Raw genomic sequence first — 25974 nt, 5'->3', positions numbered from 1 at the left:
GAACTGGTCGAGGAGGCACTCGCACTCCGCGACCTTCTCGCGGGCCGGCTCCCTGCCGGGGGCGCCCATCCAGTCACGCCCTTCGACCTTGCGGAGCCGACGCCGCAGCTTCTCCAGGTCCTGACGGATCTCCTCGGCGTTCCTCGAACGTGTAGTTCTCGCGGAACCGCTCAAACCCGATCTCCTTGAAGAACTTCGTCTCGCACTCCTCCACGATCTCGGCGTACTCCTTCGCCGAGTTCTCGCGGAACGACTCGACCAGCGTCTGGTGCACGCGCTCCTCGCCCCCGGTCAGCATGAAGATCATGTTCTCTCCCCCGAACTCTTCGATGCGCTCGCGGACCTTGTCGAGAGGCGTTCCCGTACACCGGGACGGTCCGGCAATACGCACACCGCCTGGCTGGATCTGGAGGGCGCCCAGGCGCTTCAGCTCGCGCCACACCGCCACCCGAGCGCGCGAGGTCGTCGACGGCACGCGGTACACGAGCTGCAGGAATCCCTCGTAGTGCGCTCGCCATCGCGAGCACCGTGGCGGCACTGATGACGCTGACCGCGTTCACCGCCGCTACCTTGATCGACGAACTTGACTCATTGTCGCGCCGGGCTTCAGAGGCAAGACCAGAAAGCCGATCTACCGGCACACGATCGCCACTGGCGATTCGTCATACTCTCATCGGTTCAGACGATCGATGAGGGGCTTGCGCCGGGGAGACCTGCTCGGTACCGGAGACTTCTCCAGAGGGCGGTATCGAACACCGTCTCGCAAAGCAGCGCTAACGCCTATGGCGCCGGCGGGGGGATACCCCGCCACCGACGAACTCCCCTACGTGCCGGCCTACCGGTATGAACCCGCCTGGTGGGTTCGGCCGGGCCCGTCACCTGCCGAGGACATCCCGCCCTTCTGAACGCCACATCCGGTATGGACCTTTACTGAGCACCGTGTCACGTCCCGGGCGTGACGGGGGGGAAGCGGGTGCGGCGGGAAAGCGGAGCGGAGTGCGGGTGGTTGTTCCGGCGCGCGTAAGACCGTGCCCTGTACCACCGCGCCCGCGAACGCCGCGCCAGCGGCAGCACCAGAGGCCCGCTATCACGGCGCGCCGGAACAACCACCCGCCGCAGCGCAGCGCCGTAACCAGCGGTGCGAACCACGCGCGGGATTCCCCACAGCGGCTGAGAAGTACGCCGACGACGGCCACCACGAGCGGGACAGGGCGCGTGACGGGGGGAAGCCGGTGCGGCGGGAAAGCGGAGCGGAGTGCGGGTGGTTGTGGAGGCGCGCGTAAGACCGTGCCCTGTACCACCGCGCCCGCGAACGCCGCGCCAGCGGCTCACCAGGGGCCCGCTATCACGGCGCGCCGGAACAACCACCCGCCGCAGCGCAGCGCCACTCATCAACGGCGAGGAGCCGAAACGCCCACACAGCCGCCGTGATTCACACCGGAACAGCCACGCGCCGCAGCGCAGTGCCGTAGCCGGCGGCGCGAACACGGTCACCCCCACGGCGGAGCCGCGCTCATCGGCGGCGAGGACCCAGAACGCTCCCCACAGCCGCCCCGATGCACATCAGAGCGACCAGCCACCACAGCGCAGCAGCACTCGTCGACGGCGAGGACCCGGAACGCCCACCCAACCGTCCTCGCCGCCGGTTCTCCCAGCGCGCTGTCACCGGACGACGGCGACCGGGCAGCGGGCGTGGTGCAGGACGCCGCGGCTCACCGAGCCGAGCACGGCGGCGCCGATCGTTCCGCGACCGCGGGAGCCGACGACGACGAGGTCGGCCTTCTCCGAGGCGTCCACCAGGGCGGCCACGGGGTGCCCGCGCACGATGTCCAGCGTGACCTCGACGTCGGGGAACCGTTCCTGCAGGTCGCCGAGCTTGTCGGTGGCGGCCTGGCGGAAGGCGTGCTGGATCTCGTCCACGTCGTAAACGACCTCGGGCCCGAGGATGTGCACCGGGAGCTCCCACGCGCTGATCGCGCGCAGCCGGGTGCCGCGCAGGTTGGCCTCCTCGAAGGCGTAGTCGAGGGCCGGGTCGCACTCCTCCGACTCGCTCACCCCGACCACGATCTCGCCGTACGCCGTGGCGGGAGCGGGCCGTACGACGACGACCGGGGCGTGGACGTGCCCGGCGACGTGGGAGCTGACCGAGCCGAGCAGCATCCCGGCGAAGCCGCCCCGGCCGCGGCTGCCCACCACGAGCTCGGACGAGTGCTCGGCCTCCTGCCGCAGCACGGGGGCCGGGACGCCGTAGACCAGTTCGGTGGTCACCTCGACGGCGGGCTGCCGAGCCCGTACGGCCTGGCGGGCGTCGCGGAGGATCCGCTCGCCGGACTGCACGATGGACTCCTGTACGCCGGGGATCGGGTAGCGCGGGATCTCGTACGGCAGGCGGTCGACGACGTGGAGCACACGCAGCGGGAGCTTCTTGCGTGCCGCGTCGTCGGCGGCCCACTCCACGGCGGCGGTGGCGGCGGGGGAGCCGTCGGTGGCAGCGATGATCATGTTGTCCTCCTCGTTCGTCCCTGGCATATCCATGAGACGACCGCGGCGGAGCGGGTTCCAGAGCCGCTGGTCCTCATGGAACGGGACCTTCCGCCTTCCCCCTAACGACAACGCCAAATCCGGAAATTTTCCCCCAAAGCATGCGCGCTCCCCCTGCGGGAAGGAGGGTGATCACGGCAGGTTCCGCCGATCTGGAGGCATCCCGTGGCTGTGGACGGAAGCGAGGACACAGGTGTGGATAACCCTGTGGACACTTCTGTGGAAGGCGCTGTGGAAACTGTGGACAACTGCGTCCTGGTCCTCAACACCGGCTCGTCGTCGATCAAATACGAGCTGATCGACACGGAGTCCGGGGCCCGGCTCGCCGTCGGCCTGATCGAGCGGATCGGCGACGGGCAGGGCGCGCTCACCCACACCGTCGGTGGAGCGGAGCCGTACGAGCTGCACCGTGCCTTCCCCGACCACGAGTCGGGGCTGCGGGCGGCGCTGGACGCGTTCGCCCAGGCGGGCCCGGACCTGGGCCGGATCCCGCTGCGGGCGGTCGGGCACCGGGTGGTCCACGGCGCCGACCGGTTCACAGAGCCGGTCCTGGTGGACGACGACGTGATCGCCGCCATCGAGGAGCTGGCGAGATTCGCGCCGCTGCACAACCCGGCCAACCTGGACGGGATCCGGGTGGCGCGGGCGGCGTTCCCCGGCGTCCCGCAGGTCGCCGTGTTCGACACCGCGTTCCACCGGACGCTGCCCCCGCACGCCTACACGTACGCGGTGCCGCGCGCCTGGACCGACGAGCTGGGCGTGCGGCGGTACGGCTTCCATGGCACGTCATGCGCGTACGTCTCCCGGCTGGCGGCCGAGCTGCTGGACCGCCCCCTTGAGGAGACGAACATGATCGTGCTCCACCTCGGCAACGGCGCGAGCGCGACCGCGATCAGCGGTGGGCGCAGCGTGGACACCTCGATGGGCCTGACGCCGCTGGAGGGGCTGGTCATGGGCACCCGTTCCGGCGACGTGGATCCCTCGCTGCCCTCGTTCCTGTACCTCACGGCCGCCCTCGGCGTGGCTGAGAGCCAGGAGGCGCTGATGCGGGCCGGGGGGATGCTGGCCCTGGCCGGCGCGAGCGACATGCGCGAGGTGTGGGCGAAGGCCGACGCCGGCGACGAGGACGCCCGGCTGGCGCTCGACGTGTACTGCCACCGGATACGCAAGTACGTGGGGGCGTACTACGCGGTGCTCGGGCGCCTCGACGCCGTCGTTTTCACCGCCGGGGTGGGCGAGCACGACGCGCGGACCAGGGCCCGCTCCATGAGCGGGCTGGAACGGCTCGGCATCGCCGTCGACCCGGCCCGCAACCAGGGTGGCGAGGGCGCGCGGATCATCTCGCCGCCCGGCTCCGACGTCGCGGTGATGGTGGTCCCGACCGACGAGGAGTGGGAGATCGCGTCCCTGGCCCTGCGCCTGCTCGGCGGCTGACCCCGACCGCTCAGTACGGCCAGACCCAGTTGCGGATCATCGGCGCGTCCTCGCCGTACTCCCGGGTGTGGACGCGGCAGCGCAGCCGCTCGTCGAGCATCCGCTGGCGCAGGTGGGCGGTGCGCGCGCCGAGGCCGGGGACCCGGTCGATCACGTCGAGGACGAGGTGGAACCGGTCGATGTCGTTGAGCATCGCCATGTCGAAGGGCGTGGTCGTGGTGCCCTCCTCCTTGTATCCGCGTACGTGCAGGTTGTCGTGGCCCGCCCGCCGATAGGTGAGCCGGTGGATCAGCCACGGGTAGCCGTGGAAGTTGAAGATCACCGGCCGGTCGGTGGTGAACAGCGTGTCGTACTCGGCGTCCGACATGCCGTGCGGGTGCTCGCTCGGCGGTTGCAGGCGCATCAGGTCCACGACGTTGACCACGCGGACCCGCAGTTTGGGCAGGTGTTCGCGGAGCAGCGCGGCGGCGGCCAGGGTCTCCATCGTGGGCACGTCGCCGGCGCAGGCCAGGACCACGTCGGGCTCCAGGCCCTCGTCGTTGGAGGCCCACTCGATGATGCCGAGCCCCCGGGTGCAGTGCGCCACCGCCTCCGGCATGGTGAAGAGGTCGAGGGTCGGCTGCTTGCCGGCGACCACGACGTTCACGTAGTCACGCGACCGCAGGCAGTGGTCCCCGACCGAGAGCAGCGTGTTGGCGTCCGGCGGCAGATAGATGCGGACGACCTCGGCCTTCTTGTTCACGACCACGTCCAGGAACCCGGGGTCCTGGTGGCTGAAGCCGTTGTGGTCCTGGCGCCATACGTGCGAGGACAGCAGGTAGTTGAGGGAGGCCACCGGACGCCGCCACGGGATCTTGCGCGACGACTCCAGCCACTTGGCGTGCTGGTTGAACATCGCGTCCACGATGTGGATGAACGCCTCATAGCAGTTGAACAGGCCGTGCCTGCCGGTCAGCAGATAGCCCTCCAGCCAGCCCTGGCACAGGTGCTCCGAGAGCACCTCCATCACCCGGCCCCCGGGCGCGAGGTGCTCGTCGGTGGGCAGCCGCTCGGCGTCCCACGCCCGGTCGGTCACCTCGAACACCGCCTGCAGCCGGTTGGACGCGGTCTCGTCCGGGCCCATCAGCCGGAAGTTGCGCGGGTTGGCGGCGATCACGTCCCGCAGGAACGCGCCGAGGATTCGGGTGGGCTCGCTGGTGGCGGTGGCCGGCGCCTTCACCTCGACCCCGTAGTCGCGGAAGTCCGGCAGCACCAGCGGGCGCAGCAGCTCACCGCCGTTGGCGTGCGGGTTCGCGCTCATCCGGCGCGGCCCGTACGGCACGCCCGAGGTGACCTCGGGCAGCGGGCGGCCCTCGGCGTCGAACAACTCCTCCGGACGGTAGGAGCGCATCCACTCGCCCAGGGCGGCCAGCCGCTCGGGGCGGTCCCGCACGTCGGCCAGCGGCACCTGGTGGGCCCGCCAGGTGCCCTCGACGGGCAGGCCGTCCACCTCGCGCGGGCCGGTCCAGCCCTTCGGCGTGCGCAGTATGATCATCGGCAGCCGGTCGCCCGACCCCGCCTTGATCTCGGCGATCCGGTCGAAGACCTCGTCCAGGGTGTCGGCCATCAGGCGGTGCATGAGCGCGGGGTCGTCCCCGGAGACGACGTACGGGTGGTAGCCGTACCCCTCCATGAGCTTGATCAGCTCGCTCTCCGGGATCCGGGCGAGGACCGTCGGGTTGGCGATCTTGTAGCCGTTCAGGTGGAGGATCGGCAGCACGATCCCGTCCCGGGCCGGGTCGAGGAACTTGTTCGAGTGCCAGCTCGCGGCCAGCGGCCCGGTCTCCGCCTCGCCGTCGCCGATGACGCACGCCACGACCAGGTCGGGGTTGTCGAACGCCGCGCCGTACGCGTGCGCGAGGGCGTAGCCCAGCTCGCCGCCCTCGTGGATGGATCCGGGCGTCTCGGGCGCGACGTGGCTGGGGATGCCGCCGGGGAAGGAGAACTGCCGGAACAGCCGGCGCATGCCGTCGGCGTCCTGCGACACCGAGGGGTACACCTCGCTGTACGTGCCCTCCAGCCAGGCGTGCGCGACGGTGGCGGGCCCGCCGTGGCCGGGGCCGGCGATGTAGATCATGTCCTGGTCGCGCCGGCGGATGATCCGGTTGAGGTGCGCGAAGCAGAAGTTCAGCCCGGGGGTGGTCCCCCAGTGGCCGAGCAGCCGAGGTTTGACGTCGGCGGGGGACAGCGGCTCCTTGAGCAGCGGGTTGTCGAGCAGGTAGATCTGCCCGACGGACAGGTAGTTCGCGGCACGCCAGAATGCGTCGATCTGCGCGATTTCATCCATGACCACCCCTGTACCCGGGAGCGGGGGTTTGATGGGCCGGAACGTCCCCGAACGAGCCGAACGCCGAGACACCCGGGACCTTCGTCCCTGCGGGCGGGCAGGGGGCGTGGGTGACCCTGGAGGCATGAACATCGACATGGCCGGGCTCCAGGAACTTTCGCGGGCGGAGTGCCTCTCCCTGCTGTCCTCGACGCCGATCGGCCGCGTCGTGTTCACCGAGCGCGCGCTGCCGGCCGTGCAGGTCGTCAACTACGTGCTGGAGGGGGAGGACGTGGTGTTCCGCACCGCCGCGGGCTCGCGTCTGTCGGAGGCCGCGCGCGGCGCGATCGTCGCCTTCGAGGCGGACGACTTCGACGAGACGAGCCGCACCGGCTGGTCGGTGACCGCCGTCGGCCCGGCGCGCGTCGTCGAGGAGCCCGGCGAGGTCGTACGGCTGGCCCGGCTGCCGCTGGTCCCGTGGGCGCCCGGCCACCACGACCAGCTCGTCGCCGTCCGCGCGGAGCTGGTCACCGGACGCCGCCTGAGCTGAGGGCCCGGTTCAGCCGAGCGGGACCCGCCAGGACAGGCAGGTGCCCCGCGGCTCGCGCCGCAGCACCTCGAACGTGCCGCCGAGCAGCTCGGCCCGCTCGGCGAGGTTACGCAGCCCACTGCGCCGCCCCTCCTCCGGCACGCCGACGCCGTTGTCCGCCACCTCGAGCACGAGGACGCCGTCGCGGGCGTCCACCGTCACGTTCACCTCGGTCGCGTGCGCGTGCCGTACGACGTTGGACAGCGCCTCGCGCAGGACGGCGAGCGCCTGGTCGGCGATCTTGGGGGTGACGAGGGTGTCCAGCGCCCCTTCGAGGAGGACGCCCGGCATGAAGCCGAGGTGGCCGCGCGCCGACTCCACCAGGTCCATGAGCTGGCCGCGCACGGTGGCGGCCTTGTCCTCACGCGGCGTGTGCAGCGCGAAGATGGTGGAGCGGATCTGCCTGATCGTGGCGTCGAGCTCGTCCACGACGTGCTGGATGCGCCCGTTGACCTCCGGTTTCTCCACCAGCCTGACGACGCTCATCAGCGTCATCGCCGCCGCGAACAGCCGCTGGATCACCACGTCGTGCAGGTCCTTGGCGATGCGGTCGCGGTCCTCAAGCAGGCCGAGGCGCTCGGCGTCCTGCCTGGCCTCGGCCAGCTCCAGCGCGACGGCGGCCTGGCCGGCGAGCGCCTGGACCATCCGCAGGTCGGCGGAGCTGAACGGCAGGCGTCCGGTGCGCTTGCCGAGGCCGAGCACGCCGCGCACGTTCCGCCCCTTCCCGAGGGGGACGGACAGCGAGGGGCCGGACTTGGGCGCGCCCGCGTGGGCGTCCGGGCAGGTCCTGATGTCGGCGATCTGCGGCTCGGCGCTGCGCAGCACCTGGCCGGCGACCGTGTCGCCCGCGCGCAGCTCGATGCCGAGCAGCTCCTCCGCGTCGTGCCCCTCGGCGATCTCGACGCGCAGCGTGTCCGGGGCCACGCTGAAGGAGATCGTCACCACGTCCGCGTCGGTCATCTCCCGGGTGCGCCGGGCCAGGATCACCAGAACGTCGTGCGGGTCGGCCCCGGACAGCAGGCTCGTGGTCACCTCGGAGGAGACCTCCAGCCACGCCTCCCTGCGCCGGGTCTCCTCGTACAGCCGGGCGTTCTCGATGGCGACACCGGCGGCGGTGGCGAGCGCGGTGACGATCGCCTCGTCCTCCTCGTCGAACTCGCCGTTGCGCTTCTCGGTCAGGTAGAGGTTGCCGAAGATCTCGTCGCGGACGCGGATGGGGACGCCGAGGAAGGAGCGCATCGGCGGGTGCCCGGCCGGAAAGCCGTACGAATCGGGGTGGTCGGCGATGTCGCGCAGCCGGAGCGACTGCGGGTCCTTGATCAGCAGGCCGAGGAGGCCGAGCCCGTGCGGCCAGTGCTCGATCCTGGCGATCTCCTCCTCGGACAGTCCGACCGGGACGAACTGGACCAGCGTGCTCTCCTCGCCGATCACGCCGAGCGCGCCGTACGAGGCGTTGACCAGGGCGGTGGCGGACTCGACGATGCGGTGGAGCACGCTCTCCAGGTCGAGCTCGCTGCCGACCGAGACCACGGCCTCCAGCAGCGAGTGGACGCGGTCGCGAGTGGCGAGCACCGCCTCCAGCCGGTTCTGCAGCTCGGCCAGCAGATCGTCCAGCCGCATTCGCGGAAGAAACGATCCTGATTCGGTGTCCGCCATCTCTACCCTCTCAAAGTGGTACCACTCCGGGCATAGCACACCGCCCGTCCTCTTCGCGAGGACGGGCGGATGAGGGGGACGTAACTTCGGTCACTTGAGGATGGGGTACCGCCGGACGAGCGCGGTGCCGCCCCACCAGCGGCCGATGCCCAGGGTGTCACCGGCGTTCGCCAGGGCGAGCCCGGCGAGGACGACCATGTAGATCACGTGCTCGTCGAGGAAGGGGTTGGTCGCGAGGGGCAGCTCGGCCGCCCACATGAGCATGAGGAGCAGGCCGCCGGTGATCGCGGCGACGCGGACGCCCGCGCCGAGCATCAGCGCGGCGCCGATCCCGGCCAGGCCGATCATGAAGAGCCAGTCGGCCCAGCCCTGCCCGGCGAGCGAGGAGAAGAAGCCGCCCAGCGTGTTCTCGGCCGTCCCTTTGAGGAATCCGGTGGTCGGACTGCCGCCGTTGATCCATGCCTTGTTCCCGGGGGTGGCGAACCCCAGGCCGAACAGCTTGTCCAGGAAGGCCCAGAGGAAGATCCAGCCGATCGCCATGCGGGCGATCCCCCAGACGTACTCCACCGGCCTGCGCGCCGTCATGGCGTGCGCGCCGGGTCCCGGGACCACATGCGTGTCCTGCCGGCCGCGCCGCTCCGTGATCGCCATCGTGAGCCCCTTTCCCTTTTGTCTGTGCTGTCTTAAGTGCACCGTGACCGCGGGATCGGCGGCAGTGCCGTACGGCTCGGGCTCGGCGGCCCCGAGGTCCCGGCCCGCAGGGACCTTCGGCCCGATCGCATCGGTGAGGGAGGAATGACCCTTACTCCGGGACTTTGGTCCCTAGCGGGACATGCCGTTACCAATGGCATGGTGGATCTCGTGAATCGCGGCGATCCGGCATGAACGAACGAGAACTCCGGGAACTCCCCCAGGACGAGTCGCTGCGGCTGCTCGCCTCGGTGGCGATGGGCCGCGTGGTGTTCACCCTGCACGCGCTCCCCGCGATCCGGCCGGTCAACCACATCCTCGACAACGGCGACATCATCATCCGCACCCACCTGGGCGCGGCCATCACGTCCGCCGCCGCCGACGGCGACGGCACCGTGGTCGCGTACGAGGCGGACGCGATCGACCCGCACGACCACCTCGGCTGGAGCGTGATCGTCGTCGGCACCGCCCGCCTGGTCAGGGACCGGGGCGAGATCGAGCGGTACAGCGAGATGCTGCGGCCGTGGGTCTTCGGCAACATGGACCACGTGATCCGGATCCGTCCCGAGGTCGTCACGGGGTTCCGGCTGACGCCCCTCGGCGATCCGGCGCCGTCCACGGACCGCTGACGCCAGGGCGACCCTGCGGCGTTTTCTCGCAAAGAACGCCCTTGGTCCTGTTTGGCGGCGAAGGGCGCGGTTAGCGGGGCCGCATGAAGGCACTCACCTGGCACGGAAAACGCGACGTACGGGTCGAGGAGGTCTCCGACCCGACGCTCAAGGAATCCACGGACGCCGTCATCAGGGTCACCACGACCGGGATCTGCGGCTCCGACCTGCACCTCTACGAGCTGTTCGGGCCGTTCATGATGGAGGGCGACATCCTCGGCCACGAGGCCATGGGCATCGTCGAGGAGGTCGGCACCGACGTCAAGAACATCAAGCCCGGCGACCGGGTGGTCATCCCGTTCAACATCTCCTGCGGGCACTGCTTCATGTGCGATCGGCAGCTCTACGCGCAGTGCGAGACGACCCAGTGCCGCGACCACGGGATGGGGGCCGCCCTGTTCGGCTACACCAAGCTGTACGGCGAGGTGCCGGGCGGGCAGGCGGAGTACCTACGCGTCCCCCAGGCCCACTTCGGTCCGATCAAGGTGCCCGAGGGGCCTCCCGACGAGCGGTACGTCTACCTCTCCGACGTCCTGCCCACCGCCTGGCAGGCCGTCGACTGGGCCGACATCCCCGAGGGAGGGACCGTCGCCGTCTTCGGCCTCGGCCCGATCGGCCAGATGTGCTGCCGCATCGCCCGGCACCTCGGCCACCGCGTCATCGGCGTGGACGGCGTCCCCGAGCGGCTCGCCATGGCGCGCAGGCACGGCGTCGAGACCGTGGACGCGGGCAGCCACACCGACGTCGCCGAGGCCATCCGCGACATGACCGCGGGCCGCGGCCCCGACTCCGTGATCGACGCCGTCGGCATGGAGGCGCACGGCTCCCCATTCGCCAAGATCGCCCAGACCATCACCGGCATGCTGCCCGGCCGGATGGCGGCGCCGCTGATGGAGACGGCGGGGGTCGACCGGCTCTCCGCGCTCCACCACGCGATCGAGACCGTACGGCGCGGCGGCACCGTGTCGATCATCGGCGTCTACGGCGGCATGACCGACCCGATGCCCATGCTGCGCATGTTCGACAAGGGCATCACGCTGCGGATGGGCCAGGCGCACGTCAAGCGCTGGATCGACACGCTGCTTCCGCTGGTCAACGACGACAAGGACCCGCTCGGCGTGATGGACCTCGCCACGCACCGCCTGCCGCTCGACCAGGCGCCGCACGGCTACGAGATCTTCCAGAAGAAGCGCGACGGCGCGATCAAGGTCCTGCTCAATCCGTGATCGGGACCGAGCAGACGGATCTCGCCCAGGCCAGATAGGCGGGCGTCCGGTCGGTCACGACACCGTTCACGCCGTAGCCGGCCAGGCGCCGCCAGGCGTCTCGGTCGTCGGCGGTCCACGCGTACACGGACAGGCCGGCCGCCTGGTACTCCCGGACCCGCGCCGGCGTCAGGCGGTCGTACCGTACGCCGACGAAGGAGAGCCCCTCGGTGGCCGAGGGGCTGGGCGCGGTGGACGAGAGCAACCCGTGAGCGGCCGGGATGGTGCGCACCGCCCGCAGCGCGGCGGCGGAGAAGGACATCAGGCTCGCCCACCGGCGCGCGTCCAGCGTGGCGTAGATCTCGCGCAGCTCGCGCAGGTCACGAGCGTCCGGGACCTGTTTGAGCTCCACCAGGACCCGCCCGCCGCGGTCCCGGACCAGCCGCAGCGCGTCCGCGAGGGTCGGGGGCCGCTCGCCGCCCGCGGTGCGCAGCGCGCGGAACCGCGCCAGTGTCATGTCCGCGACCCGCCCCGATCCGTTGGTCGTACGGTCGACCGTGGCGTCGTGCATGACCACGGGGTGGTGGTCGCGGGTGAAGTGCACGTCGAGCTCGACCCGGCCGGAGCCCTCGTCCAGCGCGTGCGCGAAGGCGGAGAGCGTGTTCTCGTCGCCCCCGTACCCCCGATGGGACACCACCTTCGGAGCGGGACAGGACGACGTGGTGGCCAGTTGGGTGCGCCCCGGCCGGGGGTCGAAGATCGTGATCAGCAGGAGCGCTGTGCCGAGCGCGTTGGGAAGGCCGACTGCCATACGACCTATGATGCTCACGTTCTGTAGTCGTTAACTTACAAATCGTTGACAACGGCTCGATTATTTCCATGCCCGCGAGCTACGCTCGCATAGCGGACAAAACGAGAGGTATCCGTACGATGGCGGAGCACGGCCACGGTCAGGGACACGGGCACGGGCACGGCGTCAGCGCCACGGCCGACCGGCGCCTTCTCACGGCGGCGCTGCTTCTGATCATCGGATTCATGGTCGCCGAGGTGGCCGTCGGCCTCATCGCCCACTCGCTCGCGCTCGTCTCCGACGCCGGGCACATGCTCACCGACGCCATCGCCATCGTGCTCGCGCTGGTCGCCATGCGGATCGCGGCGCGCCCGCCGCAGGGCGGTTTCACCTACGGCCTCAAGCGGGCGGAAATCATCTCCGCGCAGATCAACGGCATCACCCTGCTGCTGCTCAGCGCGTACTTCGTCTACGAGGCGGCCCGGCGGCTGATCGCACCGCCCACGGTCGCGGGCGTCTACGTCGTCGTCACCGGCCTGGCGGGCATCGGCGTCAACATCGCCGCGACCTGGCTGCTCACCCGCGCCAACCGGGCCAGCCTCAACGTCGAGGGCGCCTTCCAGCACATACTCAACGACCTCTACGCGTTCATCGCGACCACGATCGCCGGCGTGGTCATCTGGGTGACCGGGTGGAACCGGGCCGACGCCGTCGCCGCGCTGCTCGTCGCCGCCCTGATGCTGAAGGCCGGCTGGGGGCTGGTCCGCGCGTCGGCGCGGGTGTTCATGGAGGCGGCGCCCACCGGGATCAACCCGGCCGAGATCGGGCGCAGGACGGCCGCCCTCGACACCGTGGTCGAGGTGCACGACCTGCACGTCTGGGAGGTGACCTCCGGCTATCCCGCGCTGTCCGCGCACATCCTCGTCGCCCCCGGCGCCGACTGCCACGCCGTACGGCTGGCCGCCGAGCGTCTGGTGCGCGAGGAGTACGGCATCGAGCACACGACGCTCCAGGTCGACCACGCGTCGCCGGACGTCCTGTCCATCGGGCGTGCGGAGGACCCGCACCCGGACCACTGCGCCGACCCGCACGGACCGGCGCATCTCGGAAAGGGGATGGAGGAGTGAGCGCTCAGAAGCTCAGGCCGCGTCCTCCGCGATAGGGCTGCAGCCAGGCGAACCCGACGTTCCCGAAATTCACCAGCATGCTGTGCGCGACCTGGGTGCCCATCTCGGAGACCTCCAGCCGGACGACCGCGCCCGACTGCATCCAGCGGGCCACCTCGTCCTCGGTCAGCGTCGGTCGGTGCACACGCAACACGAGATCGTGCAACTGCCCGACCATCCGGAGATGAAGCTCGCACACGGGCTCACTGGTCTTCATCGGCCCGCCCCCCATCATGCGTAGCGAGCGGACTGCCGGATCACCCGGCAGGTAATCACTGCCCTGTTATGGTTTCGTTAGGAACCCTACTCCGCGTGGAAGACACTCCCCCGACCGATCCCCCTGCGGCGCAGCGGGTACGGCCGAGCGGAGGAGGAGACCGCGATGCACGTCCAGGATCTGCCGCGAACGCGGCGCGCGTTGCACGGTGTGGCCGAGCTGGTGCTGGCCGGCCCGCAGTACCGGTTGAGCGGCACCATCCGGCTCCGGCCGGTCTCCGGCGGCTTCGCCACGATCGCCGCGCCCGTGCTGCGGATCGACTGCGACACGTTGGTGACCGGCGACGGACTGCGCCTCCCCCTCCGGGACGTCACGTTCGCCGGGCTGGCCGAGGCGGCCGGGGTCCGGGCGGGCGCCCCCGAGGGGCTCTACCGGGGCGGGTCCGGCGTCCAGCCCGACGAGCCCGTGGAGGTCGATCCGGCCGCCGCCGAATACATCGCGGACTGCCTCGCCATCGGCGAGACGGCGCTGCGCCACCTCGACCCCGAGCTGATCCCCGTGCTGTGGCCCGAGCACTTCGACCTGGGCGTCACCAGCGACGAGGTCAACTACGGGGTCTCCCTCGGCAACGCCGACATCGAGGAGCCGTACGCCTACGTGGGCCCCTGGCGGCCCAGGCCGGGCGGGTTCTGGAACATGCCCTTCGGCGCGGCCCGCCCGATATCCGAGCTGGGCGGCGCCGACGCGGTCACGGCGTTCCTGGAGGAGGGCCGCCGCCAGGCCCACGACCTTTAGTACGGCAGGGCGTTGGTGGTGACGTTCTTGGCCACGAACGGCGTCTTGAACTTCGGGAACGCCACGGTCGTGGGGTTGCCGTCCGAGGTGTAGCGCTCGTCCGGGTGGGCGTTGAGCTCGTCCAGCCAGGCCGTCGAGCAGAACTTGACGCAGTCGCCCTTCTTGTCCATCGACCTGATCCGCGGGATGCCGACCGGGTTGAACTCCTTCGTGAAGGGCGAGGGCGCGGGCGTGTAGCCGGCCAGGAACACCCCCTGGTAGTCGTACCGCACGCCGTTCGCGGAGCCGTGCAGCGCCCACTGCTTGTCCCGCGGCTGGTTGCCGTACGGCAGGGCCAGCGTGTGGACCTGGACCTTCTTGTCCAGATCGCTGATGAGTTTCTGGCCGGCGGCGATCTGCTCGGTCACCTCCTTCTCGGACTTCCCGAGCAGGTTCAGGTGGTCACGGGTGTGGTTGCCGATGTCGAACCCGTTGTCGCGCAGCCAGCCGAGGACCTGGGCGCGCTCCTCCGGCGTGAACTTCCCGAACATGTCGCGGATCACGAAGAAGGTGGCGACCGGCCGGAAGCCCGGGTGCTTCTTGGAGACGTCGAGCAGGATGCCCACGGCGGTGTTCGGCTGCGGCGTCCCCATCGCGTCCAGGGTGAGCTGCGACGGCGAGGAGTCGTCAAAGGTCAGCACGACCGGGTGCGTGCCCGCCGGGATATCGATCTTTCCGCTGACGTACTCGGCCGCGGTGATCGGCACGTAGTTCTCGGAGGCGAGACGCTCCAGTTCGGCCCGGAACTGGGCGGGGGTGCGGTCGTCGGTGCCTCCGGGCTTGTCGGTGACGCGGTGATACATGATCACCGGGATGTTGCCCAGCTCGTTCGCTTTCACTTTGGCGGCGGCGGCCATGTTCGCCTTCCGCGTCAGCTCCGCGGAAGCCGCCGCCGCCTTGGCATGCGTCGCCTTCGCCGCCGTGTTGGACTCATTGGACTGGCAGGCGGCGAGTGCTACCAAGCCCGCACACGCCACGCCGATACGGACAACCCCGAAGCGACCCATGGTCCCTCCAACCGAGTTGTGGAAGATAGGTCACCTGTACCCCGGCGATTTCCCTACTTCACCCTTTGTATCGCCATGCTCACGCTTCGGATTCCTTTACTCGGGTTAGCGTGCCTTCGACACCACCCAGTCGTACAACTTGACGGCAATGCGGTGAAATACCCTGATCTGTTCCGATTTGCCCGCCTGGCAAGCCGAAATCGTCTAAGTTGATCTCCTGGGCGTGTGTGCTGTGACGCCGATGAGGAGGCAGTGATGGGTGGGGAATCCCGGGAGATCGACAACGAGGTGCTGGCCCGCATCAACACCTCGGTCCCGCATTCGGCTCGGGTCTGGGACTACTGGCTGGGCGGCAAGGACAACTACGCCCCCGACCGCCAGGTCGGCGACGAGATCGTGAAGGTCATGCCGGACCTGCCGGTCAACGCCCGGGCGGAGCGCCAGTTCATCGGGCGCGTCGTCCGCCACCTCGCCGACGAGGCCGGCATCGACCAGTTCCTCGACGTCGGCACCGGCATCCCCAGCGCCGACAACACCCACGAGGTCGCCCAGCGGGTCAACCCCAAGGCCCGCATCGTGTACGTGGACAACGACCCGATCGTGCTGGTCCACGCCCGGGCGCTGCTGCAGAGCACCCCCGACGGGGCCACCGCGTACATCGACGCGGACCTGCGCAAGCCGGAGCCCATCCTGGAGGAGGCCGCGCGCACCCTCGACTTCTCCCGCCCGATCGCGCTGATGCTGATGGGCGTGCTGGAGTTCGTCCCCGACGCCGAGTTGGCGCACGCCGCGGTGGGCGCCCTGCGGGACGCGCTGCCCTCCGGCAGCTACATGGCGATCGCGCACAGCGTCCACAGCGCCTCCATGGACGACGCGGCGGCCAAGTGGAACGCCAGCAACGCCACCCCGCTCACCCTGCGTACGCCCGAACAGCTTGAGGAGTTCTTCGCCGGGATGGAGCTGCTCTCGCCCGGCCTGGTGTCGCTGCCCAGGTGGCGCCCCGAGCCGGAGACCAGCTTCCAGGACCGCTCCGTGTTCCAGTTCGGCGGCCTCGGCCGCAAGCCGTAAGGGGGCGGCTCACCGCCGTGCGATGCCCGGGGCCGGGCCTCCCTGCCCCGGGCATCGCCGTACGCGGGGGCGACCAGCGTGGCGGCCGCCGAACCGGCGGGCGAGCATATACGTGATAGGGGCATGACACACCGACTGCTCGCCGTCCTCCTGTTGATCATCGGGACGGTCGCGTTCACCCCCTCCGCCGCGTGCGCCTGCTCGTGCGCGCTGCGCCCGCCGTCCGAGCTGATGAAGGGCTCGGCCTCCGTGTTCACCGGGACGGTGACGGCGGTGCGCCGGGTCGAGGGCGGCGACCCGCTCGGCCCGCCGCCGCCGCTCGTCTTCACCTTCCGGGCGGACCAGATCTACAAGGGCACGCCGAGCGCGACGTACGAGGTCGCCACCAACGCCGACAGCGCCGCGTGCGGCGTCAACTTCACCGTCGGCTCGCGCTACCTGGTGTTCGCCTCCGCGGGCAAGAGCGGCCTGTTCGACACCGATCCGGGCGTTCCGCTGTACACCTCGCTGTGCTCCGGGAACGTCGTGGTGCGTCCCGGCACCGGCCCGCTCCGCCCGCGGGACGGCATCGTGCGCGACGAGAACGGCCAGGGCGGGGCGCGCCTGAGCAAGGCGCTGCTCACCGCCCTCGGCACGCCGACGCGGGCGCCGGCCGCCACGACCACTCCGTCGCCGGTCACCGTGACCCCGGGCACCCTGAAGGACGACCGGACGCCCGTCGGGATCTACACGGGCGCGGCCGGGGCCGGAACCGCCGCACTCGCCTTCGTCGGCTGGCGCTTCCTCCGGCGGCGTCCCCGTACCTGACCTCGCGTGACGGCGCGGCCGGTCATCTCGCCGATGATCGGCCGCGGGTCAGGGAAGGCAGCCGACGTACGCGAGGGCCTGCCTGAGCAGCACGCCCTGACCGCCGGTCATCTCCTGCTGGACCAGCGGCGACGCGGCCTCTTCGGGGGTGAACCAGACGAGATCGAGGGCGTCCTGCCGGGGCCGGCAGTCCCCCACGACCGGCACGACGTAGGCGAGGGACACCGCGTGCTGCCGCGGATCGTGGTACGGCGTGACGCCGTGCGTCGGGAAGTACTCGGCGATGGTGAACGGCTGCGGAGACGCGGGAACGCGCGGCAGCGCGGTGGGGCCGAGGTCCTTCTCCAGATGACGCAGGAGCGCGTCACGCACCCGCTCATGGTGGAGCACCCTGCCGGACACGAGAGCGCGGCTGACCGTCCCGTCCGACCCGATCCGCAGCAGCAGGCCGACGCGCGTGACCACTCCGGCGTCATCGACGCGTACCGGCACGGCGTCGACGTAGAGGATCGGCATCCGCGCGCGGGTGGACTCCAGCTCCTCAGGAGAGAGCCAGCCGGGCGTGGTTTCGGTCATTTCGGTCATTCACCGATCGTACTTCGCGGCCTGCGCGGCCAGACGGCCAATCAATGCGATCCCCGTGAGCCGCCATCCAGGCGATGGTCGTGGGGCCGGTGTCGGTGATCCCGATGCTCGCGGTCATGCCGCCGTCCCACGGCCAGGACGTGTACTCCACATCGCATCTGATCGAAGGCGATGGGCTGACGATGTCGTTGTAGATCACCACGTTCACCGTCCCCGATCGGGGGCTCACCGCGCCCCGCGAGTCGACGACGGCCACGATGTCATGATTTGTTATGACCTATAGTCATAACATTTGAAGCAGCGAGAATTCTGGCGAACGGAAGAAATAGCTACATAGCGGGGGATAATCGAGGCGGGCCGACCCCCTCCAATGCGACCCGATCCGCAAGCGGAGCCTGCGGGAGCCGGTGCACCGACGGGCATCAATGACACGACAGGAGCTGCCTAAGAAAGGCATAGCGGTGTTTGTCGTCTCGCGGTTCTGGAGATCCAGACGATACGGAAATAGCCCCATCGGGGGTTATCCGGAGCATTCTTCCGCACGGATGGCGGAGATGCCCGAGCGTCCAGAGGAATCGATTTCTTTTCGGGGGAGAATCGCTATGCCAACGTTCAAGAGTCTCGTCGGGCTGCTCGCCGTGAGCGCTGCGCTGACCGGTGGGGCGGTCGCGCTGGGCGCCGCCACCACCGCCACCGCGGCGAGCGCCGCCATCGTCCAGGCCGGCGGCTACATCCCCCCACCGACCCCGGTGGCGAAGCCGGTCGCGGTGGCACCGTCGGTCAGCTTCCCCAGATGGAGCAGCAGCCGCAACCGCAACTGGAACCGCAACCACAACCGCGACCACCAGCAGCAGCGCGACGACCAGCGCCAGCACCAGCGTCAGCGCCAGAACGTGATCAACAACATCCAGATCCGCCAGCCGGAGGTGCGGCGCGAGCGTGAGGTCAGGGAGGAGGAGGACCGGGGCTTCGACATCCCGGCTGCCGCCCTTCTCGCCCAACTCGTCGCGGCCCGCGGCGGCAACGGCGGCAACGGCGGCGCGATCGCCGGCGGCAACAACAACAACGCCCGCGGCGGCAACGGCGGCAACGGTGAGGCCGCAGGCGCCGCCACCCTGCTTGGCCTTGTCACCACAACGGAGGGTCCGACCCCGTAGGTCTCCGCTTCGGGAAACCGGCGACGGCGCCGGCGTGAGTGCCATGCTCGCGCGAAGCGCCTCACGTCCTTCGCTGAACCTCCTGCCCGGCGTCGCCCGCCCTGGTGAGCGGCGCCGGGCCGGCTTCGTCGCGGCCGCCCAAGCGGCGCGGTGACCGCTCACCCGCCGCGTCCCGGTTCGGCGCAGCGGGCCTCCCGTCAGGAGCCGACCGGCCCAGTACTACGGGCGCACCACGGTCGTCTTCGCCCCGCAGCGGGCGAACTTGACCTTGTACGGCTTGCTCACACACGCCCAAAGCTCGATCTTGCCGTGGGCCATGTTCTTCGTCTTCTGCTCGATGCAGTCCTGGTTCTTGTAGTAGTTCGCGTACTGGTAGGTGTGGCCGTTGTAGCGAACCTTCGCCATGGCGTAGCGGTGGTCGGTGGAGCGGTCGCAGATGATGATCGTGTTCTTGCCCATCAACTCGGCCTCGGCCAGCACGCCACCGTGTCCATCGTCGATGTACGCCCAGGGCCTGGTGGAGGAGACGGTGGACGCCTGGACGGCGGTCCCCGCGCCCACCGTGGCGAGCGCCAGCCCGGTCATGAATGTGGCCATCAGGACCTTCTTCACGCGAGTTCTCCCTTTCTCCTGCGAGGAATCAATCGGTTGGAGTACCGAAATCCCGCCGAAGTTCAGGAAGTGTCAGAACTCGCCGTCAGAGTCAGGTCGCCGACGGTCGGAGAACAGGCCCGGCATCCCGGAGCCAGAGCGCCCCCGCCGGAGGCGCCTTCATGGCGGGTCAGTGTCGTCTCCAGATGCGGTGGGTCTCAAGCGCGTCGGAGAGTTTCTGGGCCGCTTCCGGTGAGCTGGCGGAGAAGAATCCGCGCTCCAGGATCGCCGCGGGAGCCGGCCCCCTGATCCAGTTGTCCAGGAGCGCATCCCACTCGGTGTTGCGGGCGATGCTGACAGTGAAGTCGTGCATGAGCCACGCCATGTGACGGGCCGCCGCCTCGGTGGTGTTCGATTCCCACTCGGCCAGGTAGGGAGCCAGATCCAGCTCCAGACTGTCAGCGATAATTTCGATCATCGTCATGACGTCGACGTCGCGTGGATAGTGGTTCAGGGTGTGCCGCCACCATGCGTCGATGGTGGCGGTGATGGCTTCCTGCTCGATCTTTCTCCAGCTGTGCCACCTGACGCCGAGTCGCAGCATCAAGGAGGGGGCGTGCAGGCCGTCGAGCTCTTCGAGGATGAGCAGCTCCATTAACCGGGGCAGATAGTGCTTGAACTCCTCGACGTCTCCCCATGTGGACAGGCCATTCCAGGCGTAGGGCTCCAGCGCAGATGCGGTTAGCATCCGAAGTGGTGCCGCACGCGCCGCACGAACCCGCTCAGCTGACACACAGTGGTCACACACGTCGGTCTTGGCTGGAAGCGGGTACCGGGAGAAGGCCGCGTAGAGAGCGTCCAACGCACGGTCGAGATCAGGCGGCGTGTCCATGCTCGGATGCTATTGCGCGGCTGCTGTCGGGCTGGGAGCTGTTTTCCGCTCGTTGAGTGGAACGGTAGGCACTGCCCTCCCCCTGGCGGCACGGTTGCGACGATCTCCAGGAGTGCGGCAAGGAGTGGCACCGCTGGCCGTGTAAGCCGCGATGCAAAACCCACAAGCACGACCCCAACTGTCCACAGGACTGCGAGAAACACGGCCACGTCTGCCTGACGAGGACATGCCCCAAGTGATGCATCGGCCATGTGGGACCACTGCCAGCACGACCTTTGCATCTGACATCTGCACCCCTGACCGGCTCCGGATCGTCACCGGGCCGCGAAGTGGGGAGGTACGTGTTTCCCCGGTTCGACAGTGAACACCACGGAGGAATCATGGCCCGGCCGACACACCCCAAGATCGAGAGCGTCCCGCATGAGGTGAACCGCCTGGCCATCGCCGTCGGCGAACCATACGACTCCTTCCGCGCCCGCTACGAGGAGGCCGTCCCCCAGTTCGAGACGGAACGCTTCGGCCGGTTGGTCGAGGAGAACGCCGGCTGGGACGCCGTCGTGCGGGCGACGGCCGAAAACGCGCCCCACGACTTCATCACGTACTGGAGCCAGGACTTCGGCCCGCTCCTGCGGCTGGCCGGGGAGCGGCGGCGCTGCATGGAATACCTGATGGGAAACCACACGATCGCCCAGCGGATGTTCCACCACAATCCGGCCATCCTTCTGTACGCCCCGCTCCGCACCGCGATCTACGAAGACGCGCAGGGCGAAACCTGGTTCGCCGTCGACCAGCCGAGCACCCGCTTCTCCAGCTTCGGAGATCCCGCGATCACCGAGGTCGGCATCGAGCTCGACAGGAAGCTCGCGGCTCTGCTCGATCACCTCGGCGTGCCGGTGCCGGACGTGCTGACCTCAAGCGGCTCCTGAAACCTGGCGATTTGCGCCGTAAGAGGCAGCGAGCACCACAGCGAGCACCCCTCCCAGAGATCTATCACCAGGGTTAGCGTCGTTCAGGAGATCCGCGGGCATCCTCGTGAGATCACGACGGAGCGCCCATGTCACCAGTCCACAGGCGAAGGACCCGCATGGGGCCAGCTCTCGGGCGATGACGACTGACTGCAACCCAAACTGCAACTACGGCGCCTGCGAAGATCGAAAGAGCCCCCCTCGCTGATGTCGCGAGAGTGGCTCTGACCTGCGGAGGCTCGGGGATTTGAACCCCGGATGGGCGGTAAACCCAAACCGCATCAGCAGCTCGGATCACGGCCGTCCCCATCCGTTCCACCTGGACCAACACCGCCTGGTGGTCGTGGACGCAACCCCGGCAACGCTTATCCGGCACGCTTATCCGCACGGCCGCGCCTGGCCCGCCTCCGCGAGGGCTTAGCCGGCGGCGCTGTCAGGCAGCACCGCCAACTCCTCGCCGCTCAGCCCCCGCAGTCAAGGCCTCCGTATCGAAGCCTCTTGTGATCAGCCACACGGCCAGGACCAAGCTTTGTAGGGCTAGTGGTGCGTTCATGGCCAGGTAGAGCGGCGTGACGACGTCAGTCACACGAAACAGCACCAAGAAGCTCGCCAACATGGCTAATACAGCCCCAAGGATTCCCCATACAGACAGCCAGCGAGGGACAAATCTCCACCGATATAGAATGGCGAACAGCAGGAGATCTCCGAGGCTCAGCGAGATGATCACGCCGACATGATTGACCAGGTCGCGCGCCGTCCGCAACAACTCGCCCAAGGCTCCGAGGTGAGATGCGCCCACAGCGCCGGCTTGAGTGAATTCCTGACCCAGCACCAGGAACAATGGTAAGAGAATCACACCTGCGAGATGGAACGTCGCTGCGATCATTCTGAATCCAAGGAAGCCCAGACTGAGCGCTTCATTCGCCATTCTCAATGTCGGGTACAGGTACAACGCAAACCCGACATAGGCGGGGATCATGATGAACTGAGAAGCTGCGCCGATGATGATCTGGCTCTCATGCGCAGAAATGAGATCGAGATAGTGCGGCTCCTCTATGGCGGGAACAACACTGAACACGCCGACGACCATGCCCACGATGACTAGTGCGCCGGCAATTTTAGTTGCTCGCCTGGCTGTATTCATGACACTTCTCCCCCTGTATGTCGCCGCGGCGGGCCGCTCGTCTCTTACACCTGTAAGGCTGCTGCAGACGCTATCCTTACATGCGTAAGGCCGCAAGGGTTCCTGCGCATCACACCGCCGACCCCGATAGATCAGGAGAGAAAAAGACCTCGATCCTGGTCGCGGCGACAGCCTGCCCGCAGCCGTGTCCGCGGACATGTACCGCCGTTCCCCGGCAAGATCGCGCTCCGGCTCGATGAGTCCGAACAGGTGGACATGGTCCTCGGTGATGGCGCACGTGATCGCGGTGCACTGGCTGACCACATCTCACCGGTTCCCGAACTCGGGGCGGGCGTCGGATACGTCCGACTGGAGACCTCGCCGGATCCGGTGCGGGCCGCATACGTCTCCGATGACGACATCCGCGCGATGGTCGCCGAGTACGCACAGGCTGTAGACACCGTGCTGGTCCCGGACCAGGCGATGGCCCCGAGCCCCATGCCCATCACGACCCGCGTGCCGGTGATAGGGGAGGTGGCCCCGTGATCCTGGCTCACCTCCTTCACGGCCTGCGCTGCTCCGGCTGCGGCCTGCTCGACGTGCTGTGGCTCGACCCCGTACGCAGCCTGATCGAGTGCCACGAATGCGGACAGACCGCGCTCACCTTCCCCGAGATCGGAAAGGAGGACAGTTGACCGACACCACCGACGCCAACCAGGCTGGGGGAGACCAGGCGATCTCCCCCAGCCCCTCCTCCCACCCCACCAACCGGGCGACACCCCGCGCACTGCGCATGGCCCAACCACTCGCCCGCGAGGTCGTCGAAGAGATCGCCAAACAGTACGACGTCTGCATCCGCCCCATCGCCTTGCGGCCGCTCGACACCTATACCGGCAAAGTCGAAACCATCGACGTGCCGTGCGGAGCGACCTTGGAGAGCAAGTGCCCTCCGTGTGCCAAGCGGAACCGCCAGCTTCGGATGGCCCAGTGCCGCGAGGGCTGGCACCTCGACCACGAGCCGGTCAACACCCCCGACGAGGCCGACGACTATCAGCGCTACCTCGTCGAACTCCGCGCCGACGCCCAAGCTTGGCGGGATGAGGCGGAAAAGGCCGGCGAGGACACCACCGACCTGGACGCCGCGATAGGCGACCTGGACGACGAGATCAACCGAACCGGGATGCGCGGCACCGTCCTCGGCCGCACCACCGCGTCACCTGGAAGAGGTGGCATAGTGGCCGACCGCAAGCCGAACGGCCGCTCCTCCATCTATCTCGGCAACGACGGCTACTGGCACGGCTGGGTCACCATCGGCATCAAGCCGGACGGCTCCCCCGATCGTCGCCACCGCATGGCGAAGACGGAAGCTGAGGTCACCCGCAGGGTTCGCGAACTGGAGGGCAAGCGAGAGGCTGGGCACGTCAGCAAGCCGGGCCGCATTCCCAACGTCACGGAGTGGATCACGGAGTACCTCGACGAGATCTGTGATCGCCTCGTCGCCTCCGGGAAGATGGCACCTCGGACGCTGGAGGACTACCGGTCCAAAACCCGCCACTGGATCATTCCGCTGCTCGGCCGCCATCGCCTCGACCGGCTCGCCCCGGAGCACCTGGACAAGGCGTACGCCACGATGCTCGAACAGGGCCGCTCTTCCAGCACGGTTCTCAAGGTCCATCGCATCCTGTCGCGTGCGTTGAAGATCGCCATGCGCCGGGGGAAGGTCACGAGGAACGTCGCCACCCTGACCTCGCACCGGTCGCCGCTGACCCTGACCTCGCACCGCTGACCCGCAACGAGGCACGGAAGATCTTGGAGGCCGCCAAGCCGCGCAGGAACGCCGCCCGGTGGTCGGTCGCCCTGGCTCTCGGCATCCGGCAGGGCGAAGCGCTCGGTCTCCGTTGGTCTTTCGTCGACCTCGAAACCGGCGTGATCAAAGCCTGGTACCAGGCGCAGCGGTCCCCTTGGCGGCACGGCTGCGACGATCTCCAGGAGTGCGGCAAGGAGTGGCACCGCTGGCCGTGCAAGCCGCGGTGCCTGGGGGCTGCCCTGTGGGGCGAGTCCTGAGAGCAACTGCAACCCAAACTGCAACCACGGCGCCTGTGGAGATCGAAAGAGCCCCCCTCGCTGAAGTCGCGAGAGGGGCTCTGACCTGCGGAGGCTCGGGGATTTGAACCCCGGATGGGCGGTAAACCCAAACCGCATTAGCAGTGCGGCGCCATAGACCTGACTAGGCGAAGCCTCCTGGTTGCCGATTGGCTCAAGACAGAGTACCGGCGATTGTGCCAGCCAGCAAAGCGAAACGAGCTCTGATTGATCACGGTCCGCTCTCGACCGCCTGCCCCGCCGACCTGGCCCCACGCTCGAACCGGGCAAGCCTGCCATACCCGTTGCCGATCGAGCACCCCCGCCGCGCCTATCGTGGCGGCGTGGGCGGCCGATCGCATCGGGGACGGTTCGACCAGGTGAGAAACACACAGCCCTTGTCCACAGGCTGTGGACAAGGGCTGTGTGTAAGGCTGGGGAAACGCTCAGGCCTGCCGTACGGCCTCGCCCTCGATCTCGATCTTGACCTTCTTGCCGACCAGGACGCCGCCGGTCTCCAGGGCCTGGTTGTAGGTCAGGCCGAAGTCCTCACGGTCGATCTCGGTCTCGGCGCTGAAGCCGAAGATCTCCTGACCCCACGGGTTCTGCGCGGCGCCGCCGAACTCGACCTTGAGCTTGACCTCCTTGGTGACGTCACGGATCGTGAGGTCGCCGACGAGGACGAACTCGTCGCCGGAGTGCTCGGTCACCCGGCTGTTCCGGAAGGTGATCTCGGGGAACTTCTCGGCGGAGAGGAAGTCGTCGCTGCGGAGGTGGTTGTCCCGGTCGCCGACGCCGGTGTGGATGGTTCCGGCCTTGAGCACGGCCTCGACGCTCGACTCCAGCGGGTTCTCGGCGATGGTGATCTTACCCTCGAACTCGGCGAAGTTGCCCCGGACCTTGCTGACCATCATGTGCTTGACGACGAACCCGACGCGCGTGTGTGCGACGTCCAGGGCGAAGGCGCCGGCCGTCGGAATCTTGATGCCTTCCCACTCACGGATGCTCATGCTGGTCTCCCGATGTACTTGCCGTGTGGATGTCTGAGCGAACAACTTTCTACCGGAGGAATATTCCGCATGTCAACTAAGACGCGGTAGACTGCCTACTTATGAGCCCATTTGATGATCCCCGGCTCACCGCGATGGGACTGCTCGCCGAGGTCATGGCGGGGATCTCCGAGAAGATGAGTCCCGCTCTCGCGGGCGCCGGGCTGTCCGACGTCGAGTTCGAGACGTTGATCAGGCTCGCCCGATCTCCCGAACACGGCCTGAGGATGAGCGACCTCGCCGCGCAGACCTCCCTCTCGACGAGCGGGATCACCCGCGTGGTGGACCGGCTGGAACGCGAGAACCTCGTGGTCCGCCGCGCCTGCCACAGCGACCGCCGCGCGTCGTACGCGGTGCTCACGGACGAGGGCAGGCAGCGGCTGCTCGGCGTGCTGCCCCAGCACCTCGACGACATCGAAACGTGGTTCACCGGCCTGCTCCCCCCCGAGCAACTCGCCGACTTCCTGTCCACGCTCCGCCTCATCCGTGACGTCGTACGGCCCTGCGCCACGGCGGGGGTCACCGAGCCGGCCAAGGTCGAGTAACCGGAAGG

The 25974-nt window shown here is 68.8% G+C and carries 29 protein-coding genes, 1 tRNA gene and 1 pseudogene; 15 read left to right on the top strand and 16 right to left on the bottom strand.

From position 1 onward, the window contains the following. The 3 genes from AWQ68_RS46085 to AWQ68_RS05455 all read right to left on the bottom strand — a co-directional run. A partial coding sequence (locus AWQ68_RS46085; protein WP_373281499.1) for a hypothetical protein occupies positions 1–108 on the bottom strand: 108 nt, incomplete at its 3' end. Then, entirely contained in the window at positions 74–442 is a 369-nt protein-coding gene (locus tag AWQ68_RS46025; RefSeq protein WP_308418063.1) for a Chromate resistance protein ChrB, read from the bottom strand. The genes AWQ68_RS46025 and AWQ68_RS46085, both read right to left, overlap by 35 nt. A gap of 1220 nt (positions 443–1662) precedes the next feature. Continuing rightward, on the bottom strand, positions 1663–2502 hold the full coding sequence (locus tag AWQ68_RS05455) for a universal stress protein (protein WP_066935694.1): 840 nt from the start codon (positions 2500–2502) through the stop codon (positions 1663–1665). A gap of 270 nt (positions 2503–2772) precedes the next feature. Here AWQ68_RS05455 and AWQ68_RS05450 point away from each other — a divergent pair, with 270 nt between their 5' ends. Then, complete coding sequence (locus AWQ68_RS05450) at positions 2773–3975, top strand: acetate/propionate family kinase (protein WP_245655753.1); 1203 nt, start codon at positions 2773–2775, stop codon at positions 3973–3975. Between the two features lie 10 nt (positions 3976–3985). On the opposite strand, the gene AWQ68_RS05445 is transcribed toward AWQ68_RS05450, so the two are convergent. After that, positions 3986–6301, bottom strand: coding sequence for a phosphoketolase family protein (locus AWQ68_RS05445; protein WP_066935690.1), 2316 nt, complete (start codon positions 6299–6301; stop codon positions 3986–3988). 124 nt (positions 6302–6425) lie between these two features. Between AWQ68_RS05445 and AWQ68_RS05440 the strand changes: the two genes are divergently transcribed. Next, positions 6426–6830, top strand: a complete 405-nt coding sequence (locus tag AWQ68_RS05440; protein WP_066935471.1) for a pyridoxamine 5'-phosphate oxidase family protein — start codon at positions 6426–6428, stop codon at positions 6828–6830. Between the two features lie 9 nt (positions 6831–6839). Here the strand turns inward: AWQ68_RS05440 and AWQ68_RS05435 are convergent, their stop codons facing one another. Together AWQ68_RS05435 and AWQ68_RS05430 are read right to left on the bottom strand one after the other, a co-directional pair. Continuing rightward, entirely contained in the window at positions 6840–8489 is a 1650-nt protein-coding gene (locus AWQ68_RS05435) for a sensor histidine kinase (RefSeq protein WP_245655752.1), read from the bottom strand. 126 nt (positions 8490–8615) lie between these two features. Beyond that, a complete protein-coding gene (locus AWQ68_RS05430; protein ID WP_066935465.1) occupies positions 8616–9176 on the bottom strand; it encodes a hypothetical protein in 561 nt (186 codons plus the stop codon). A 230-nt stretch (positions 9177–9406) separates the two neighbouring features. On the opposite strand from AWQ68_RS05430, the gene AWQ68_RS05425 reads away from it, so the two are divergent. Both AWQ68_RS05425 and AWQ68_RS05420 read left to right on the top strand, forming a co-directional pair. After that, complete coding sequence (locus AWQ68_RS05425) at positions 9407–9844, top strand: pyridoxamine 5'-phosphate oxidase family protein (RefSeq protein WP_066935462.1); 438 nt, start codon at positions 9407–9409, stop codon at positions 9842–9844. 83 nt (positions 9845–9927) lie between these two features. After that, positions 9928–11109, top strand: coding sequence for a zinc-dependent alcohol dehydrogenase (locus AWQ68_RS05420; protein WP_066935459.1), 1182 nt, complete (start codon positions 9928–9930; stop codon positions 11107–11109). On the opposite strand, the gene AWQ68_RS05415 is transcribed toward AWQ68_RS05420, so the two are convergent. Beyond that, positions 11099–11899 carry a glycerophosphodiester phosphodiesterase gene (locus AWQ68_RS05415; protein ID WP_066935456.1) on the bottom strand — a complete coding sequence of 267 codons (801 nt, stop codon included), beginning with the start codon at positions 11897–11899 and terminating at the stop codon, positions 11099–11101. The two genes, AWQ68_RS05420 and AWQ68_RS05415, sit on opposite strands and share 11 nt — an antisense overlap. A 119-nt stretch (positions 11900–12018) precedes the next feature. Here AWQ68_RS05415 and AWQ68_RS05410 point away from each other — a divergent pair, with 119 nt between their 5' ends. Then, entirely contained in the window at positions 12019–13005 is a 987-nt protein-coding gene (locus AWQ68_RS05410) for a cation diffusion facilitator family transporter (protein ID WP_066935455.1), read from the top strand. Between the two features lie 4 nt (positions 13006–13009). Here AWQ68_RS05410 and AWQ68_RS05405 read toward each other — a convergent pair whose 3' ends face one another. Next, positions 13010–13195, bottom strand: coding sequence for a hypothetical protein (locus AWQ68_RS05405; protein WP_157544933.1), 186 nt, complete (start codon positions 13193–13195; stop codon positions 13010–13012). 231 nt (positions 13196–13426) lie between these two features. Here AWQ68_RS05405 and AWQ68_RS05400 point away from each other — a divergent pair, with 231 nt between their 5' ends. Next, a complete protein-coding gene (locus tag AWQ68_RS05400) occupies positions 13427–14056 on the top strand; it encodes a hypothetical protein (RefSeq protein WP_066935451.1) in 630 nt (209 codons plus the stop codon). Here the strand turns inward: AWQ68_RS05400 and AWQ68_RS05395 are convergent. Beyond that, a complete protein-coding gene (locus AWQ68_RS05395; protein ID WP_245655751.1) occupies positions 14053–15057 on the bottom strand; it encodes a polysaccharide deacetylase family protein in 1005 nt (334 codons plus the stop codon). The two genes, AWQ68_RS05400 and AWQ68_RS05395, sit on opposite strands and share 4 nt — an antisense overlap. A gap of 300 nt (positions 15058–15357) precedes the next feature. Here AWQ68_RS05395 and AWQ68_RS05390 point away from each other — a divergent pair, with 300 nt between their 5' ends. Together AWQ68_RS05390 and AWQ68_RS05385 are read left to right on the top strand one after the other, a co-directional pair. Further along, a complete protein-coding gene (locus AWQ68_RS05390; protein ID WP_066935445.1) occupies positions 15358–16170 on the top strand; it encodes an SAM-dependent methyltransferase in 813 nt (270 codons plus the stop codon). A gap of 123 nt (positions 16171–16293) precedes the next feature. After that, complete coding sequence (locus AWQ68_RS05385) at positions 16294–16977, top strand: hypothetical protein (protein ID WP_066935442.1); 684 nt, start codon at positions 16294–16296, stop codon at positions 16975–16977. Between the two features lie 48 nt (positions 16978–17025). Here AWQ68_RS05385 and AWQ68_RS05380 read toward each other — a convergent pair whose 3' ends face one another. Both AWQ68_RS05380 and AWQ68_RS42085 read right to left on the bottom strand, forming a co-directional pair. Continuing rightward, positions 17026–17562: an NUDIX hydrolase family protein gene (locus tag AWQ68_RS05380; protein WP_218006768.1), complete on the bottom strand. Its 537-nt coding sequence runs from the start codon at positions 17560–17562 to the stop codon at positions 17026–17028. Beyond that, complete coding sequence (locus AWQ68_RS42085; RefSeq protein ID WP_157544931.1) at positions 17519–17818, bottom strand: hypothetical protein; 300 nt, start codon at positions 17816–17818, stop codon at positions 17519–17521. Before AWQ68_RS42085 ends, AWQ68_RS05380 begins: the two co-directional genes overlap by 44 nt. A gap of 346 nt (positions 17819–18164) precedes the next feature. Between AWQ68_RS42085 and AWQ68_RS05375 the strand changes: the two genes are divergently transcribed. Continuing rightward, on the top strand, positions 18165–18719 hold the full coding sequence (locus AWQ68_RS05375; RefSeq protein ID WP_066935437.1) for a hypothetical protein: 555 nt from the start codon (positions 18165–18167) through the stop codon (positions 18717–18719). Positions 18720–18938: 219 nt separating this feature from the next. On the opposite strand, the gene AWQ68_RS05370 is transcribed toward AWQ68_RS05375, so the two are convergent. Both AWQ68_RS05370 and AWQ68_RS05365 read right to left on the bottom strand, forming a co-directional pair. Next, positions 18939–19331: a hypothetical protein gene (locus tag AWQ68_RS05370; protein WP_066935433.1), complete on the bottom strand. Its 393-nt coding sequence runs from the start codon at positions 19329–19331 to the stop codon at positions 18939–18941. 169 nt (positions 19332–19500) lie between these two features. Further along, on the bottom strand, positions 19501–20202 hold the full coding sequence (locus tag AWQ68_RS05365) for a hypothetical protein (RefSeq protein ID WP_157544929.1): 702 nt from the start codon (positions 20200–20202) through the stop codon (positions 19501–19503). A 380-nt stretch (positions 20203–20582) separates the two neighbouring features. Here AWQ68_RS05365 and AWQ68_RS05360 point away from each other — a divergent pair, with 380 nt between their 5' ends. Next, positions 20583–21128 (top strand): DUF302 domain-containing protein, encoded by a 546-nt coding sequence (locus tag AWQ68_RS05360; protein ID WP_066935428.1) that lies wholly within the window; start codon positions 20583–20585, stop codon positions 21126–21128. 472 nt (positions 21129–21600) lie between these two features. On the opposite strand, the gene AWQ68_RS05355 is transcribed toward AWQ68_RS05360, so the two are convergent. After that, positions 21601–22311 (bottom strand): DUF4386 domain-containing protein, encoded by a 711-nt coding sequence (locus tag AWQ68_RS05355; protein WP_066935425.1) that lies wholly within the window; start codon positions 22309–22311, stop codon positions 21601–21603. 207 nt (positions 22312–22518) lie between these two features. Between AWQ68_RS05355 and AWQ68_RS44640 the strand changes: the two are divergent. The 4 genes and pseudogenes from AWQ68_RS44640 to AWQ68_RS05340 all read left to right on the top strand — a co-directional run. Next, positions 22519–22836, top strand: a pseudogene (locus AWQ68_RS44640) (hypothetical protein); the annotation flags it as partial. Continuing rightward, the gene (locus AWQ68_RS42080; RefSeq protein ID WP_157544927.1) at positions 22833–22985 is read left to right on the top strand and encodes a hypothetical protein; all 153 of its coding nucleotides are present in this window, start codon (positions 22833–22835) and stop codon (positions 22983–22985) included. The pseudogene AWQ68_RS44640 and the gene AWQ68_RS42080, both read left to right, overlap by 4 nt. After that, on the top strand, positions 22982–24076 hold the full coding sequence (locus tag AWQ68_RS43930) for a replication initiator (protein WP_066935419.1): 1095 nt from the start codon (positions 22982–22984) through the stop codon (positions 24074–24076). The genes AWQ68_RS42080 and AWQ68_RS43930 overlap by 4 nt, the downstream gene beginning before the upstream one ends. Before the next feature lie 23 nt (positions 24077–24099). Then, on the top strand, positions 24100–24354 hold the full coding sequence (locus AWQ68_RS05340; protein ID WP_066935416.1) for a site-specific integrase: 255 nt from the start codon (positions 24100–24102) through the stop codon (positions 24352–24354). A gap of 88 nt (positions 24355–24442) precedes the next feature. Here AWQ68_RS05340 and AWQ68_RS05335 read toward each other — a convergent pair. Continuing rightward, positions 24443–24532: transfer RNA gene (locus AWQ68_RS05335), tRNA-Ser, on the bottom strand. Between the two features lie 286 nt (positions 24533–24818). Next, positions 24819–25382 (bottom strand): YceI family protein, encoded by a 564-nt coding sequence (locus tag AWQ68_RS05330; protein ID WP_066935413.1) that lies wholly within the window; start codon positions 25380–25382, stop codon positions 24819–24821. A 101-nt stretch (positions 25383–25483) separates the two neighbouring features. Between AWQ68_RS05330 and AWQ68_RS05325 the strand changes: the two genes are divergently transcribed. Beyond that, positions 25484–25966, top strand: coding sequence for a MarR family winged helix-turn-helix transcriptional regulator (locus AWQ68_RS05325; protein WP_066935410.1), 483 nt, complete (start codon positions 25484–25486; stop codon positions 25964–25966). The last annotated feature ends 8 nt before the right edge of the window (positions 25967–25974 follow it).

It is taken from the genome of Microtetraspora fusca (genome assembly GCF_001570365.1).
Lineage (GTDB): Bacteria > Actinomycetota > Actinomycetes > Streptosporangiales > Streptosporangiaceae > Microtetraspora > Microtetraspora fusca.
This window is presented reverse-complemented; position numbering and strand designations above follow the sequence as displayed.